The organism is Pseudoalteromonas sp. UG3-2, from assembly GCF_037120705.1.
GTDB lineage: Bacteria > Pseudomonadota > Gammaproteobacteria > Enterobacterales > Alteromonadaceae > Pseudoalteromonas.
The window spans coordinates 2,198,916-2,214,556 of the sequence record NZ_JAWLJU010000002.1 but is presented as its reverse complement, the minus strand read 5'-3'; the positions used below and the strand labels follow the sequence as shown (position 1 = coordinate 2,214,556).

Below are 15,641 nucleotides of genomic sequence, written 5' to 3'. Positions count from 1 at the left end.
AAAACCCCTAATTATCCTTCCTGATTATATCGACCTTCGTGGGTGGTATTTTAGTACCTCCCGGAAAACCCGGCTTACCTTTTCCAACCACAGTACCTCCTGATTCAGCTATTTCTGGGAAACCAGCCTTCTGATTCTTTGTTAGAGGAGCTGTTGGCGAAGCCTTACACTCAGTACATTTTACATTTCCGCTAGAATCTTTACTAACGAAATCTAATCTAGTTTTAGTTCCACTTTTAGTTTGTATAGTCACCTGTTCCGCTACGTCTGTATCAGTTTTCTGCAATTGGCCCTTAACTTGTTTCTCGAAAGCCGCACCAGCAGCTTTATTTTTCGCTAACTGTTTAGCCGCTGCTTTTCCTGCATTTTTAGCCGAAGGGACAGGTACTCCAGTAGCTTCTTCAAAAATTGCACCAGCAATTTCTTTACCTATAAACCATAAAAGCGGGTGTTTGCCATCAGGGTCGGTATATTTATAAGGGTTGTTGTATGCGTAGTTGTATCTATAAAAGCCTTGAATGTTCCCAGAGCTTAAATGACCCATAGCATCAACTGGATCATTCGAATAAAAACGCCCGATAACTGGATCATAGTATCGTGCCTGCATATAAATTAGTAATGGCTACGATACAAACATAAACTGCTTAGGCTAAGTTATCGCGTCGCTAGTGTTAGGATTTTGTACAATGGGTTTAAATTGCCGTAATAGCCATCGATGTTTGCTTGAACCCATTCATCTTTTGATATGTCAGGCCAATTAACAATCATGCCTAAGAAAAATAGTAGTTCCTCAAAGAAAAAACGTTGAGTTCTACCATTTCCCTCCCTAAAGGGGTGAATAATATTCAATTCACAGTATATATCCGCAAGCTGAACTAAGAGTTCAGCTTTATCGGCGTTTATATCCAATGATCCGATTTGTTGGAACTGCTTTTTAACTTCAACATCAATGCGTGAACATGTACAAAACCGAGTATCACCTTTGGAAATATCAACAGTTCTAATTTCGCCAGCCCAAGCATACACGTCTTGAAATAAATACCAGTGGAGGTGTTGTAAGTGATTTAAATTAAACTCGTCGAGGGATTTGATGTTAGATGTGTATTCACTATACCTAAAAGCGGTAAACTCTAGTTCAGCTTTCGCTAACTCGTCTGCATTCGTAATATTAAGTTTATTAACTAATACATCAGATTTTGGATAACAATAACTATCCTGAGCAACGCCATATTTATCTCGCATACTTCGCTTTTAGATCAGCAATCGATTTGCTTAAGCTTTCTTTTTTAAAGCTCAAACCTTCGTACTTAGAACTTATTTCAAAGTTGCTCATTTTAGGTATGAATGTTCGAGCATTCTCTGTTTTTTTTACCGAAGTAACAGCCATAAATACACCTCTTATCAGACTGCTTAAGTATAACTTAGCGATATAGTTATGCCAATACTTCAAAACAAACCACTTCCTTTCACGGCCGAGGGATGTGTTGCTTCATAAACTTCAGATAACTTTTTACGGCTAACGTGTGTATAGAGTTGTGTGGTGAGAATACTGGCATGGCCCAGCATTTCTTGGATATGGCGAAGATCGGCACCATTGTCTAACATCGTTGTTGCCGTATTGTGACGGTATAAGTGACACGCGCCAGTTCGGTCGAAACCTGCTAATTTCACATACTGAGATGCCATATCAGACAACTTTCCCGGTAAATAACGTTTTCCGTTGTTAGCTGTAAATTCCGGGGTTTCATGACCACAGTTCCGAATAACCATTGCCGCAGTTCCGTGGCAAATTTGCTGAAATTATACCGTGTCCGTCCGCTAAACCACACCTAGTAACCGCGGTTTTATAAAGGTAGCTTTAAACTCCAATCAACCATGGAGTAAAACATGCCTAAACATAGGACTGCCGAGCAGTGGCAGCAACTGATTGAGCAGCATACCCAAAGCGGCTTATCTGTCCGAGCCTTTTGTCAGGAGCATCACCTTAGCGTCACAACATTTTATGACCGACGAGCCATCTTTGCCGGTTAAGTCTGGCCTGCTCGCAGCGCTTCAACTGCTTTGTCTAAATCGAATTCTTTGCTCATGTATCATTCCTCTTTTGTATATTCTAGTGAAATGACACAGATTTCTAAACACTACCCGGGTAACTGTCAGGTCAAGTCTGAGCTAGTACAACTAAACCCAAACAAATAAACGCAGCTCCCGTAGCACGAGCCTTCCAACTATTCAGCGATATTTCTTTTTTATGTGATGGAGCTTTTTTAATAATAGTGTTAACTCCTTGTTTCCCTAGCCCAATTGAAGTTCAATCCTTCCTTTTATAATTGAATTGCCCCCAAACAGTAAAAACAAAATTACTGCTATATCAGATTCATAAAAACTCATTTTGTAACTTTCTTAATTTTATGTACGCATACAAGCTTCCAACAAACGGGCATAGTAAAGCTATGAAAAATAGCTTCGCGGCATTCATTGAGTCTAATAGTTTTCGCTTAAAAATAATAAACCCTAGTGGATAAATGCTCACTATTATTGTCACTCCCCAAAACAAAATACCAAGGTATTTTGAGTAATCATCAGCGCTTATTCCACCATCAACAGATACAGAATAAGCGATAATGCTGATAAGAAGAATCACCCACGTCAAAATAAGGCTCTTCCAAATTTTCAATTTAACTACCTCTAATCTAGTTTATTAGTGCCCGAATTCATCTTTGCTGCTGTTTTTATTTTTCATGCGCTGAAAGTGCTGGTGCAGCTTTTGTTTTTCGCTGTCTGGTAGGGTGAACAATGAGGACTCGCTAGGAATGTTTTGCGGCATAAATGCGCGGTGATTAAATAATGCGCTTACCGACTCCGTCGTTACCTTTTTTGGGGCATCACCTGGAGTGCTCTTGCAGCCTGTTATCAAAACCACGGCAAAAATTAATAAAAGCCTAACCATGTTCATTTCCTTGTATTGTTATCTATACAGCTGTATCACAGTATTGCCAATCTCGCTAAAGTAGATATAGCCGCTGTGGTTGTATTTACAACAATAGCTCGTAAAATGCGCGCCTCCAAAAATAAAACCAATAAAAACAATTGTTTACCTTCTGTTTTTGTGGGTTTTACAGCACCTTAAATTTCGCAACATTTTGATAATTGGAGTTGGCATTGAGCGAGTATTTACCGATCATTTCTTCGTTTATTTTGGTTTTTAGTTTTATCCCGTTGATCAGGAAAATTCGTAAAAATCGCAGTGTATCGGGACTATCGCTGCTAATGATGAGCTTTGGTGTTGCCCAAAGCCTCTACTTTATTGCTTACAATGTCTTTTTTGAGCGTTTTTACATGGTACTGCCGTTTGTAGTAACAGGTACCTTGAGTTCATTAATTTTATACTATTTCGTTAGATACAATGCCAGTAAACAGCAACGTAATCAATTAACAGGGTTACTCTTGGCGTCGTTGTTGCCATTCTTACTGTTGCCAATCGATGGCGTTGAGCCCGCCGTATTATTGAACACATTGACGTATGTGGGATTAGTAATGAGCTCGATTCGAGTTATGCCGCAAACGTATAAAACCATTAAAAGTGGCGATGTTTCTAACTTAAGTGCGCGTTACTTCTCTTTGCAATTTATTGCAGGGGCAACTGGGCTTGCTGCTGAGCTGAGCCTAAGCCACGTTAGTGTGTCTCACATACTGACCTTTGTGATGATATTACTCACCAATGCCGCACAGATGGCCTGCATGCAGTATTACCGTTCACGCCCAGCCTTAGCCTAATAATCAATTGGCGTAGCCTGCACCCAGTGTGGTTACGCCCTGCTAGAATTCGACCTTCCTTCCTAGTGATACTATGCTTACCTGCAAACGAATACGCTTATTAGCATGAGTAACACACTGTCTGCATAATTGTTATCAAACAGCCAATTAACAGCTTGATTAAGCGTTAAAATTTTGTTCTTAGATTGGGTTTAAGTACCTGAAATAAGTAAATTAATTTAAAGTGATCTATCATGGCATAAGGTCGTTATACAAATGTGTAACAGATTCTTACAAATGTCACATCCGAGATAGCACGAAAATTGGTACTATTAGGCTAGGAAATTATCAATAGGTACAGTCATGCAAGCTAAAACTCTAAAATGGATACTACCCTTTACCGTGCTGATAGTCGGTATTATTGGCTTTTCAGTCGTTAATGCTGTAGCCAAAAGCGAACCCGAGAAACAAGAAGTGGACTCTCGGCCCATCGTTGAAGTCGAAACCTTAGCCGCGCAAGATCACCAAGTCGTGATCCAAAGCTATGGCGAAGTGCAGCCACTGGAAAGTACCCGGTTATCAATTCAGGTCTCTGGAGAAGTAGAATACTGGCACCCCAATTTTGTTGCTGGTGGAGTAGTTGAAAAAGGCGAAGTATTACTGCGCATTGAACGTGATAATTATGAGGCGGCGGTATTACAAGCCCAAGCGGAGTTAGCCAGAGCGCAAGCGCAATTAATTGAAGAACAAGCACAAGCAGAAGTTGCGCGTGATGAAGCTCGGCGTTTTCCGAATAAAAAGCACACCGATTTATTCTTACGTAAGCCACAAGTTATGAGTGCTAAAGCGGCGGTTAAATCAGCCCAAGCGGCGTTACAGCGTGCCGAACGAGATTTAGAAAACTGTGAAATTATCGCCCCTTACAACGCATTAGTAGTCCAAAAAGACGTAGGTTTAGGTCAGTTTGTCACCATGGGGAGTTCGGTGGGGACGATTAACAACATTGAGGCGGCAGAAGTTATTATCCCAATTGCCGGCTTCGATTCTGTGTTTTTACCTGAGCGCGTAGCGGGGATCACCGCCAACGTCTATCAACGTGGTGCCAATGCTTTCAGTCGCCAAGCCGTAATCGCCCGTGACCTTGGGGTGGTTGATGAGCAAACCAGAATGAATAACTTAGTCGTCAGAATCGATGACCCATACGCGCTGAATAGCGACCAACCTGCAATTAAATATGGCACTTATGTGCAAGTGAGCTTTGCCGGTAAGACCCTTAAGCAAATTTACCGTTTGCCACAAGACATTGTGAATAATCAATCGGTTTGGCTGCTCAATCAAGATAACCAACTTGAGCCGCGCAAGGTGCAAGTGATCCGCGAAGAAGGTGAGTATTTCTTAATTGGCTCAGGAATTAACAGTCGCGATCGCATCGTGATGACGCCACCGGAATACCCGCAAAAAGGCATGGCAGTCAAAGTGGCCGGTGCGGACTCGTCGGCGGAACCCAATCAACAGCCAAAAAAGCTGTAGCAGCAAGGAGCGATCATGAGTGAGGTAGAACAAAACTCAAAACGCGGAATTATTGCGTATTTTGCTAATAATCCCGTTGCTGCCAACCTGCTGATGGTGTTTATTCTGATCATGGGTTTGATCAGCTACAACACCATTCAGCGGCAGATGTTTCCAAATATAGAAATTAATTATATTACCGTTTCTGCTGTCTACCCCGGCGCGTCTCCGCAAGAGATTGAAGAGGGGATCCTGGTCAAGATTGAAGAAGCGTTAAAAGACGTGACGGAAATCAAAAAAGGGGTATATCGTGCAGCTCGTGGCAGTGGCAGTGCACAGTTAGAAATTTTTAAAGATGAAGACCTTACTGAGGTTGAAGATAAAATTCGTACTCGCGTTAATAGCATTGCAACTTTTCCGGCGTCAATGGAACCGGTGCAAGTGCAAATGGTAGAGTTTCGTCAGAACGTGGTAGATATCGCGTTAAGTGGCGATTTACCTATTAGCGAGCTTAAACCCATCGCCAAAGAGATTGAAGATGAGTTACTTGAAATCCCAGTGATTTCATTAGTCGACCGTTCGACACCCAATTATGAAATTGGCATCGAAGTGGACCCTGATGCTCTTCGTCGCTATAACCTTACAATTAGTGATATCAGTACTGCCATTAGACGTTATTCAACCAATATTTCAGCCGGCCAGATCAGAACAGAGTCGGGCATTATAGCGGTGCGGGTGGAAAACCAAATGTACCGTGGCACTGAGTTTAGAAATATTCCTGTTAAAGTCGGTGATAACGGCGCGAAAATTTTGCTGCAGGATGTGGCGACCATAAAAGATGGCTTAACGGAGGGGGAATATTACTTCAGTCTAAATGGTAATAATGCGGTATTTTTATCCATTAAGGCCACTAAAGATCAAAATATGATCCCCATCGCCAAAGCGGTGCACGAGTATATTGATAAGAAAAATGCAGAGTTACCTGCGGGTCTAATCATCGAGCCTATCGTGGATATGACATACTATCTCAATGCCCGCTTGGAAATGATGAAAAACAACATGATCCAAGGGGCATTATTAGTCGCGATTATGTTGACCTTGTTCTTGCGTTTTAAGTTAGCCTTATGGGTGATGATTGGTTTGCCAGTTTGTTTCCTTGGGGCATTTTTGTTTATGCCAGCACTTGGGATCAGCATTAATATTGTCTCACTGTTTGCCTTTATTATGGTGCTGGGGATTGTGGTGGATGATGCCATTGTCATTGGTGAATCCGCTTATTCAGAAATTGAGCGCAAAGGCCATAGCGTGCAAAATGTGGTGCTAGGGGCGAAGCGAGTAGCAACTCCTGCGACTTTTGGGGTTTTAACCACGATTGCCGTATTTGCTCCTATGCTGTTTTCATCTGGCCCTGAAAGCGCCTTCTTTAAGTCAATTTCTGGCGTGATTATTCTGTGCTTAATCTTCAGCTTAATTGAGTCGAAGTGGATCCTTCCGGCGCATATTGCCCACACTAAGATTAAGCCAATGCGTAAAAATAGCCGTCGTGCCGCATTCAACAAAAAGTTCTTTGCTTTTGTAAATGGACCGTACCGCCGCTTTATCACTCGTTGTGTCGAATGGCGTTGGACAGTGCTGTTAAGCTTTGTTGCTATGTTGATTTTCAGCATGAGCTTAGTCACCTCTAATCTGGTGCGTTTTATTCCCTTCCCTAAAGTCCCGGAGGACTACCCGCGTATTCAGATCACCATGAATGACAATGTTTCCGATCAGCAAACCATCACAGCAATGCGGGCCGTTGAGGAAATGATGCTGCGCGTCGATAGGGAAATTGAGCAAGAGTTTGGTCAGGGCATGATTAAAGACGTGTACGCTTGGAATGAAAGCCGTACCAAAGGCCAAGTACTCACTTCATTGGTAGACGAAGAGCTACGTCCATTTACTGCGTTTGAGTTAGCGCGCCGCTGGCGCGAATCGATGCCAGAGATCACGGCAGTTAAATCGATTGTGGTGACCGATAGTGTTGGTGGTAACGGTGGTGGTGAAGGTGAATTTGGCTATCGCTTAATGGGCTCTGATATTGAAACCCTAAATGCAGCTGGGCGGCAGTTAATTTCGCAGCTACAACAGCAACCGGGTTTATTTGATATTAGCTCCAGTATTGACCCTGCCAGTAAAGAGATGCAGCTGGCACTTAAGCCTGTGGCGTATGAGCTGGGCTTACAGCTTGCCGATGTCGCCATTCAGGTGGGCAATAGCTTTTATGGTGGCGAGGCGCAGCGCGTTATTCGTGACGGTGAAGAAATTAAAGTCATGGTGCGCTACCCAGAGCTAGACCGTAAAGCTTTGGCGTCATTAAAACGCACTATCATTACCACACCGCAAGGCAAAGAAGTCATGCTAGGTGATGTCGTGGAGTTCACGGAAAAACCGGGTATCAATTACATTCGTCGTGAAGACGGCTTTAGAACGGTTTATGTTTACGGCAGCATCGACGAAGAAGTGATTGAGCCTGATGCCGTGGTTGAAAATATTGAAGAAAATATTTTACCGGACTTACTAGAGCAGTTCCCTAGCGTAACCACCAAGCTCGGTGGCAGCGTGGAAGAACGCCAAGCGCAAACCAACGAGCAACAGCTGTTTTTTGCTGCCGGTATGCTAATGGTTTATATCCTCTTAGCAGTGCCGTTAAAGAGCTACTCACAACCCTTAATTGTGATGTCGGTGATCCCGTTTAGCTTAGTCGGTGCGCTGTGGGGCCACTTAATCTTCGATTTAGACATGAGTACTATGTCGATGTTTGGCTTGGTGGCTGCAGCCGGGGTGGTTATTAACGACTCCTTGGTGATGACTGACTTTATTAACCAAGCTCGCGCCCAAGGAGTGAGATTAAAAGATGCGGTCATCGAAGCGGGGTGTGCGCGCTTTAGGGCGATAACCTTGACCTCGATCACCACCTTTGCTGGGGTGTTACCGATTATCTTTGAGACCAGCTTACAGGCACGCTTTGTGATACCAATGGCGGTATCACTAGGTTTTGCGGTCTTGTTTGCCACATTAATCACCTTGGTATTGGTGCCTGCGCTCTATATCATCTTGACCGATGTCAAAGGGGTGGGGTCGAGTATTAAGGCTAAAGTCCGGCGCTTAAGAGGTAAGTCTAAAGACGAGCCGTTAGAAGAAGCCGAAGCTTAGCGAAACCACAAAGTGACAAAAGCCGAGTAGCTCAACTACTCGGCTTTTTTGTTGGTTTTTTCGAAACTCGGTTCGGTGTTACACTGAGACAAAATAACCATGTAGGATGACTCACTGGTGCAGGAAACAACTCAACCGCAAGCAAAGAAGCAGGCAAAAAGCCTTATTCATCATAACCATGAACGTATCGACCAGTATTACTGGATGCGTGACGATGACCGCAAAGACACGGAAATTCTCGACCATTTACGCGCTGAAAATGCCTATTGCGAAGCACAAATGGCGCCCCACCAAGCACTGAAAACTCAGCTGTTTGAGGAAATGAAAGGACGTATCGTCAAAGACGACAGTTCAGTACCAGCAAAAGATGGTAACTATTGGTATGTTAGCGAGGTGAATGGTGATGATGAGTATGCCAAGCATTTTCGCGCTACTGACGAAGCCTTAACTGATAAGACTCTGCTGTTAGATGTCAACCAACTGGCCGCAGGCAACGAGTTTTATGATATTGGTGATATCACCGTCAGCCCCAACGAGCAGCTATTAGCTTACAGCGAGGATCTTGATGGCCGCCGCATTTACACGTTGAAATTTCTTGATTTACAAAGCAATACCTACCTAGAAGACACCCTCGAAAACACCGAAGGTCAGGTGGTGTGGGCAAACGATAATAAAACCGTGTTTTACGTCAAAAAAGATCAGCAAACCTTGCTGGGCTTTCAAGTGTATCGCCATGTGCTCGGCACGCCGCAAGCCGATGATGTGCTGGTGTATGAGGAGCATGACCGCCAGTTTTACATGGGCCTTGGGAAAAGCCGCGATGAGAGCGCTATTTTCATTTACTTGGCGGCGACAGAAACATCGGATCAGCTGATGCTCGATGCCAATAACCCAAGTGGTGAGTTTACCTCATTACTGCCTCGTGAAGAGGGGCATGAATATGGCTTAGAAAAGTTTGGCGAGCATGTCTATATTGTCAGTAATAAAAACGCCAAAAACTTTAAGCTTGCAAGAGCAAGCGTAGACACCGTAGCGGATCCCAGCCAATGGCAAGAACTGGTGGCGCACCGCGAGCATGTTCTAATCGAAGGGTTGGAGTTATTCGATAGCCACTTTGTGGTGACTGAGCGGGAGCAGGGGCAAATTCGCTTTGTGGTGCACGACTACCAGGGTCAAAGTTACCACCTAAACTTTGACGATGCCTGTTACTTTGCCACCATAGGCAATAATCCAGAGCCCAGTGCTGACTTTATCCGTATCCAATACTCGAGCATGACCACCCCCAATACGGTGTATGATTGCGATTTAACCACGGGCAAAAAAACACTGAAAAAGCAGCAACAGGTGCTTGGAGATTTCCACCCTGAGCACTACCATTCTGAGCGCCTTCATATCAGCGTGCGTGACGGTGAAAGCGTGCCTGTGTCTTTGGTGTATCGCAAAGACAAGTTTCAACAAGATGGTAGCAATCCATTGCTGCAATATGGCTATGGTTCGTATGGCATTACCATCGACCCTAATTTTTCCAGCCAGATCTTAAGCTTACTTGACCGTGGTTTTGTCTATGCCATCGCCCACATTCGTGGCTCAGAAATGCTAGGGCGCGAATGGTATGAGCAGGGTAAAAAAGCCCATAAACAAAATACCTTTAATGATTTTATTGATGTCACCAAAGCGCTTGTGGAGCAAGGCTATGGCGCGAAGGATAAGGTCTTTGCTTCAGGTGGCAGTGCCGGTGGTTTGTTAATGGGGGCGATTGCCAATCAAGCACCAGAATTGTATCTAGGCATTGGCTGCCATGTGCCTTTCTTAGATGTCTTAACCACCATGCTGGATGAGTCTATTCCGCTCACCACCAATGAGTACGATGAATGGGGAAACCCCAATAATGAAGCGGATTATCAAACCATCTTAGCCTATTCACCTTATGACAACATTAAAGCGCAGGCGTATCCCAATATTTTAGTCACTACAGGCCTTCACGATTCTCAAGTGCAGTACTGGGAGCCGATGAAGTGGGTGGCAAAATTAAGAGAATATAAAACGGACGATAACTTGCTGCTATTTAAAACCGATATGGATTCGGGTCACGGCGGCGCTTCAGGTCGCTTTAAAAGCCTCCATGAGCGAGCGTTAGAAATGGCGTTCTTTATTGCCTTATTAGATAAGTAAGCCGCAAGGTGTTGCTTGCCGCAAGGGCGGCAAGCAGCGCTACTAATTAGTTTAGGTAGGCTTTTAACATCCACACTAGCTTTTCTTGTTCCTTGATGTAGTCGCTCATTAGCGCGGCGGTCCCTTCGTCTTCAGCTTCACCTGCTTGCGTCAGTATTTCACGTTGCATAGTGATCAGCGTGGTGTAGCCATCCAACAACGTCTCTAAGGCTTCAATGCCATCGCTAATGCCTTTGGCTTCTTTAATTTTGCTGGTTTCTAAGTAGTCCGAGAAAGCGTGCAGCGGAGCCCCTTCAATGGTTAAAATACGCTCGGCTATCTCATCGACTTTCTCTAATAACAGCGTGTAAATTTCTTCAAATTTTAGGTGTAGTTCGAAAAACTCACGGCCTTTAATGTTCCAGTGAAACCCGCGGGCATTCATATACTGAATTTGGTAGCTGCTTAGCAAGGTATTCAGAGAACTAACCAGTGCTTGGCTTTTGTCTTTGTCTAAACCGATTGAATTTATGTTTGTCATGCGATGCTCCTTGTTGATTCACTCTTAGTATGGCGCAACTGTAGTTGCTTGCCCAATGACTTAAATCAAAGCTATTAATCTAAAAAATCAATCAAAAATAAATTTACGTTTCGATTTCCAATATAACTAGAGGTTGGGATGACAGTGAAAAAAACAAGGTCGTGAGGAATAAAGCTTGCCAAATTTTGTCCAACAGAATGAAAAACACAGCAAATTTGATCTGGCGCAACTTGCTGGCATAGCTGCGATTTCTATGGTTTGAAAGTTGATTCAGGTCAAATTATCGGCAATCCATGAGCGCATAATGAACTTAACCGAACACGAAAGTAGCGTGTTTATTCTATTCCGATAGTTGAGGAAATGACCATGCAAGGTAAAACAAAATCCGAACATAAAATGGAACTCGTGGTAGTGGTTATCGCTTTATTGGCGTTTGTTGTGGGCTTGGTTGGGCACTTAGCCGGAGCCAGTATTGCCAACTCAGATACCTTTGGTTATATCGCAGCCCCTGTACCGCTTATCACTGGTATCATTGCCTTTATCGCTTATAAAGTCGCGGCAAGCGCAGAGCATTAAGGCCGAGCTAAACGCTCACAGATGTAATCCATAACGGCGCGGGAATAAAGCATGCTGGTGTGGCTGAGGTGAAACACCTTATGCTCGGCCATGCCATTGAGCTTGGTTTCTTCCAGTAACACCGTGCCGTCGGACTTACTGCCTTTTTGCAGCAGTGGCATCAGCCCTATGGGTAGATCACCTGCGATACTGTAGAGCTGCGCGGCAAACGGCCAGTCATGGTTTTCGGTGAGTAAAAACTCCACGCTGTTCTTTAATAGTAACTCTAAGCCCTTGTCATGCATATGCTTGGCAATGGCGCTGCCCTTATGTGGTGTCCCTAAGGTCACCACTTTTTTTACTTGTTTGCTGGCACTAGAGCCGCGCTCGAGGTAGGCACGCGCGACTAATCCCCCCATTGAATGGCACACTAAGGCTGCCTGAGTATCGGCAATAAAGGCATCAATTTTGGCAAAAATGCTGTCGCGGTCGGGCGTTAAGGTGTTGTAGCTCAGGTTGAGCGTGCGGTAACCCGACTTTTCTAGCCTCGCACTCAGTGGTTTCATTACAAACCCCGACATATACAAGCCATGCAACACCACAATGCTGTCGATGGGGCGAGATAAAGCGTGCTGTTGTGGCCAAGCTGCGTCGCTCATTGAATATCCTAAACTATTTCAGGGAGTGCTAGCCGTGAGTGTACCATTGCCAAGTGAACAGGAAATGGCTAATTGCCCTTTTAGTGGCAAAAATGGCTGAGGTCAGAGCTGTTAATCAAACTGCCATTGCTGCTGGTAATCATAGCGAATACCGATGGAGATGGAGTCCATGTCGACTTGGTTATCAAACGACTTACTAAGGTATTCCAGGTGCACTCGCAGTGGCGCGGTAGGTAGCCACTCCAGAGTCACGTTATAACCATCAAAACTTTGGTTCTGGGCATCAAAACGACTGTAACCATCATCAAACTGAAACACCCCAGTTTTCAGTTTGTAGTGCTTTGCTAATTGATAAGCAAGCGATAGGTCGACCGTATGGCCTTGGCGGTCAAGGGCATTGATGCGCTCATAGTCTTTGTCTTGATAAGACAGCGCGGCATAAAATCGAGAGCTAAACTGATAGGCCAGCGCCCCAGAAATAAGACGGTTTTTACCTAGGTATTGCTGCTCAGCATAGACATCGTTGGCTTGATAGGTGATGGCCGCATGGAGACCATGGTTATCATAACTTAATCCCGTATTGAGTAAGTCGGTTTGGTTGTCTCCTTTATCGCCATTGAACTGGCCCGCGGCAATAAAAGTCATGGGCCCCCACTGATAGCGATAGGTGAGTAAGTTATCGACAAAAAAGATACTTTCTGGGTCGTACGCAAAGGGACTGTTAGCGTGGTTAAAAATATCGACGTACTCAGCAATAAACAAATATTGCGCTGGACGTTGTTTACCAATGCCAAAACGGCCATAAGGAGTAGACAACGCCGTATAGGCGCGGCGAGATTTACCAAAATTACCCTCATTGGCTAAATCAATCCCCCATTCGCCGTGTAGTTCCGCTTTCCAACCTGTTGCGAACTCGTGGTCGACTTTTAGTCCGGCATGCGACAAGGCATCGCGAACATCCCAGTTGCTCTGGTTATTTTCATCGATAAGTCCAAATGTGGGCCGCACTGTGGCATAGGTCCTTATACTGGTGCGCGGCAGTTGCTGGGTTGCTTTTGCTGGTGGTGCGGCTTTGCTCTGTTGAGCTTGTGTTGCAGGTTTATTTTGCGCCTCAAAGCGTGCTTTTAGCTCTGCCAGTTGCTGTTCTAAGCGGCGAATGTCATCCATGGTAACGGGAGTGGCGGCTGTGTAAGTGGAGTAGCTACAAAGCCCAGCGAGATAAAGCAAGGTGGTTAATCGTGTTTGCAGTAGTTGCATACTTTTTACACCGTTCAGTTGCCATTAATTGAATTATAGACAACACTTTTTACATTCGAGCATTTTTTGTTCAGGTTGTAACAAAATGAAGATCCGCACCAAGTTCTCGGTCACTTCCGCTGTGGTAATATTGCTTATTATCAGTATTACTACTTTGTCGACTTATTGGTTTGTCAGCGACTCCGTCACCACCAAAACCCATGCCTATGTGAGTGATAATAGCGAGTTGTTGGCTGTTAGTATCGACAACTGGCTTGCGGCAAAGGCAAGCCAAATCAATGTTATAAAGAGTCAGCTAGAGCAGGACTTCAGTAAAGAGAGGTTTCAACAAGCATTAAACACACCGGTGTTTAAGCAAGAGTTCCTATTGGCTTTTGGTACCTTGGTGGATGAGCGCGGGCTGCGCTCTAATAATCCTGCGCGGCAAAATCCGCCGGATGTCGACTTTCGTCAACGAGCTTGGTATCAGTTAGGCAAAAACCGCGGTGAAACAGTTTATACAAGCCCCTACCTCGATGCCGCCACCGGAGAGCTGCTGTTATCTGTGGTATCTCCAATCACTACCAATGGTCGTTTACAAGGCGTGATTGGTGGTGACTTAAGCCTAGAAACCATCGCGCGTAGTGTTAATCAAATCAACTTCGATAACACCGGCTATGCTTTTTTGGTCGACAAGTCTGGCAATATTATTTCCCATCAAAACAGCCAACATAACGGTAAGAAACTACGCCAGATTTATCCTGAGCTGAGCTTAGATACCATTGACCAACTTCAGGAAGTAGACGGTGAAAAAGGGACTCAGTTGTTTTACTTACACCCGCTCGATAACCGTTTTGGCACGGAGTGGTATCTTGCGGTATTAATCGATAAGAGTAAGGCTTACAGCACCTTATTTGATATCACCATGAACTCACTCATTATTGCCATTGTGGCCGTCGCCATTGGTGTATTCAGTGTGCGTGCTTTAGCACTTCACTTACTGCAACCCCTGCACGATTTAGAGTCGGCCATTACTAACATGGCCAGCGGTGGCGGCGATTTAACTCGGCGGCTACGGATAAAAAATGAGGACGAATGCGGGGTCGTTGCTAGGCAGTTTAACCTTTTTCTAGCTTTTCTTCATGACTTAGTAGGCCGTGTTAAAGAGCGAGCCGACGATGTGGTAAGCAGCAGTGACGCCGCAAAAGATCTATCGACGCAGTCATCGCAAAAACTCGAACAACAGGTAAGCTTGATTGAAAACCTGGCAACGGCAATGAACCAAATGAGCACCACCTCTACCGAAATAGCCGGTAATGCCCAGCAAGCAGCCAGCTCAATTACCTCGGTGAATGACAAAACTTCAGAGGGTCAAGAAATCTTTCTGCAAGCGCGAGAGCAGATCAATGCTCTGGCCGAGGATATAAACGCCTCTTTTGAGCTCAGTACGCAATTGGCGGAATACAGCCAAAATATCGAAAATATCCTCTCGGTGATTAATGGCATTGCCGAGCAAACCAACCTCTTGGCACTTAATGCCGCCATTGAAGCTGCCCGAGCCGGCGAACAAGGTCGCGGCTTTGCCGTGGTTGCCGACGAAGTGCGGACTTTGGCATCGAAAACCCAAGAGTCCACCACCGAAATCAAAACCATGATCGACCAAATTCAAGTTTCTTCTAATCAGGTACAACAATCCATGGCCAGCAGTCGCGATAAAACCCAGTTGTGTGTCAGCCAAACGGAAGACGCCACCACCATGCTAGAAGAAATCTCAGAAATGGTGAAAGAGCTAATGGATCGCAATATTCAAATTGCCACCGCCATTGAGCAGCAAAGTGTTGTGATTGAAGAAATCAACAAAAACACCATTCATATCAATGATATTAGCGTGGAAGTAGGGAGCTTTTCCAGCAAGCAATTTAGCGCTTCTCAAGAACTGGCTGATAATGCCCATGAGCAAGAAACACTGCTGTCGAAATTTACTTTGTGAATATTTACTTTGGCTGATATAAGACTAAAACGACCCTGCAAGAAGGTGGAGCTTT

General features: G+C 44.6%; 15 protein-coding genes. 7 read left to right on the top strand and 8 right to left on the bottom strand.

Features of this window, described 5'->3' with window-relative positions:
- Positions 1 to 7: 7 nt before the first annotated feature.
- From R3P39_RS13035 to R3P39_RS13020, 4 genes are read right to left on the bottom strand one after another with little or no spacing between them, the layout of a single operon-like run.
- The gene (locus tag R3P39_RS13035; protein WP_336567973.1) at positions 8 to 607 is read right to left on the bottom strand and encodes an RHS repeat-associated core domain-containing protein; all 600 of its coding nucleotides are present in this window, start codon (positions 605 to 607) and stop codon (positions 8 to 10) included.
- A 47-nt stretch (positions 608 to 654) separates the two neighbouring features.
- The gene (locus R3P39_RS13030; protein WP_336567972.1) at positions 655 to 1,242 is read right to left on the bottom strand and encodes a Fic/DOC family protein; all 588 of its coding nucleotides are present in this window, start codon (positions 1,240 to 1,242) and stop codon (positions 655 to 657) included.
- A complete protein-coding gene (locus tag R3P39_RS13025) occupies positions 1,232 to 1,387 on the bottom strand; it encodes a hypothetical protein (RefSeq protein WP_336567971.1) in 156 nt (51 codons plus the stop codon). Before R3P39_RS13025 ends, R3P39_RS13030 begins: the two co-directional genes overlap by 11 nt.
- A 59-nt stretch (positions 1,388 to 1,446) precedes the next feature.
- Positions 1,447 to 1,770 carry a tyrosine-type recombinase/integrase gene (locus R3P39_RS13020; RefSeq protein ID WP_336567969.1) on the bottom strand — a complete coding sequence of 108 codons (324 nt, stop codon included), beginning with the start codon at positions 1,768 to 1,770 and terminating at the stop codon, positions 1,447 to 1,449.
- Between the two features lie 117 nt (positions 1,771 to 1,887).
- On the opposite strand from R3P39_RS13020, the gene tnpA reads away from it, so the two are divergent.
- Complete coding sequence (gene tnpA, locus R3P39_RS13015; protein WP_336567968.1) at positions 1,888 to 2,031, top strand: IS66 family insertion sequence element accessory protein TnpA; 144 nt, start codon at positions 1,888 to 1,890, stop codon at positions 2,029 to 2,031.
- A 667-nt stretch (positions 2,032 to 2,698) separates the two neighbouring features.
- On the opposite strand, the gene R3P39_RS13010 is transcribed toward tnpA, so the two are convergent.
- A complete protein-coding gene (locus tag R3P39_RS13010) occupies positions 2,699 to 2,947 on the bottom strand; it encodes a hypothetical protein (protein WP_336567966.1) in 249 nt (82 codons plus the stop codon).
- A gap of 212 nt (positions 2,948 to 3,159) precedes the next feature.
- On the opposite strand from R3P39_RS13010, the gene R3P39_RS13005 reads away from it, so the two are divergent.
- The 4 genes from R3P39_RS13005 (at position 3,160) to R3P39_RS12990 (ending at position 10,626) form a co-directional block, all read left to right on the top strand.
- Complete coding sequence (locus R3P39_RS13005) at positions 3,160 to 3,774, top strand: PQ-loop repeat-containing protein (RefSeq protein WP_336567964.1); 615 nt, start codon at positions 3,160 to 3,162, stop codon at positions 3,772 to 3,774.
- Between the two features lie 342 nt (positions 3,775 to 4,116).
- Positions 4,117 to 5,283 (top strand): efflux RND transporter periplasmic adaptor subunit, encoded by a 1,167-nt coding sequence (locus tag R3P39_RS13000; RefSeq protein ID WP_336567962.1) that lies wholly within the window; start codon positions 4,117 to 4,119, stop codon positions 5,281 to 5,283.
- Positions 5,284 to 5,298: 15 nt separating this feature from the next.
- Complete coding sequence (locus R3P39_RS12995; RefSeq protein WP_336567960.1) at positions 5,299 to 8,454, top strand: efflux RND transporter permease subunit; 3,156 nt, start codon at positions 5,299 to 5,301, stop codon at positions 8,452 to 8,454.
- A 117-nt stretch (positions 8,455 to 8,571) separates the two neighbouring features.
- A complete protein-coding gene (locus R3P39_RS12990; RefSeq protein ID WP_442962052.1) occupies positions 8,572 to 10,626 on the top strand; it encodes a S9 family peptidase in 2,055 nt (684 codons plus the stop codon).
- Between the two features lie 46 nt (positions 10,627 to 10,672).
- Here R3P39_RS12990 and R3P39_RS12985 read toward each other — a convergent pair whose 3' ends face one another.
- A complete protein-coding gene (locus R3P39_RS12985) occupies positions 10,673 to 11,146 on the bottom strand; it encodes a Dps family protein (RefSeq protein WP_336567959.1) in 474 nt (157 codons plus the stop codon).
- Between the two features lie 366 nt (positions 11,147 to 11,512).
- Here R3P39_RS12985 and R3P39_RS12980 point away from each other — a divergent pair, with 366 nt between their 5' ends.
- On the top strand, positions 11,513 to 11,722 hold the full coding sequence (locus R3P39_RS12980) for a hypothetical protein (protein WP_336567958.1): 210 nt from the start codon (positions 11,513 to 11,515) through the stop codon (positions 11,720 to 11,722).
- Here the strand turns inward: R3P39_RS12980 and R3P39_RS12975 are convergent.
- Positions 11,719 to 12,360 (bottom strand): PGAP1-like alpha/beta domain-containing protein, encoded by a 642-nt coding sequence (locus R3P39_RS12975; RefSeq protein WP_336567957.1) that lies wholly within the window; start codon positions 12,358 to 12,360, stop codon positions 11,719 to 11,721. The genes R3P39_RS12980 and R3P39_RS12975 overlap by 4 nt on opposite strands.
- A gap of 111 nt (positions 12,361 to 12,471) precedes the next feature.
- The gene (locus tag R3P39_RS12970) at positions 12,472 to 13,617 is read right to left on the bottom strand and encodes a porin (protein ID WP_336567955.1); all 1,146 of its coding nucleotides are present in this window, start codon (positions 13,615 to 13,617) and stop codon (positions 12,472 to 12,474) included.
- Between the two features lie 85 nt (positions 13,618 to 13,702).
- Between R3P39_RS12970 and R3P39_RS12965 the strand changes: the two genes are divergently transcribed.
- Positions 13,703 to 15,586: a methyl-accepting chemotaxis protein gene (locus tag R3P39_RS12965; protein ID WP_336567954.1), complete on the top strand. Its 1,884-nt coding sequence runs from the start codon at positions 13,703 to 13,705 to the stop codon at positions 15,584 to 15,586.
- Positions 15,587 to 15,641: the final 55 nt, after the last annotated feature.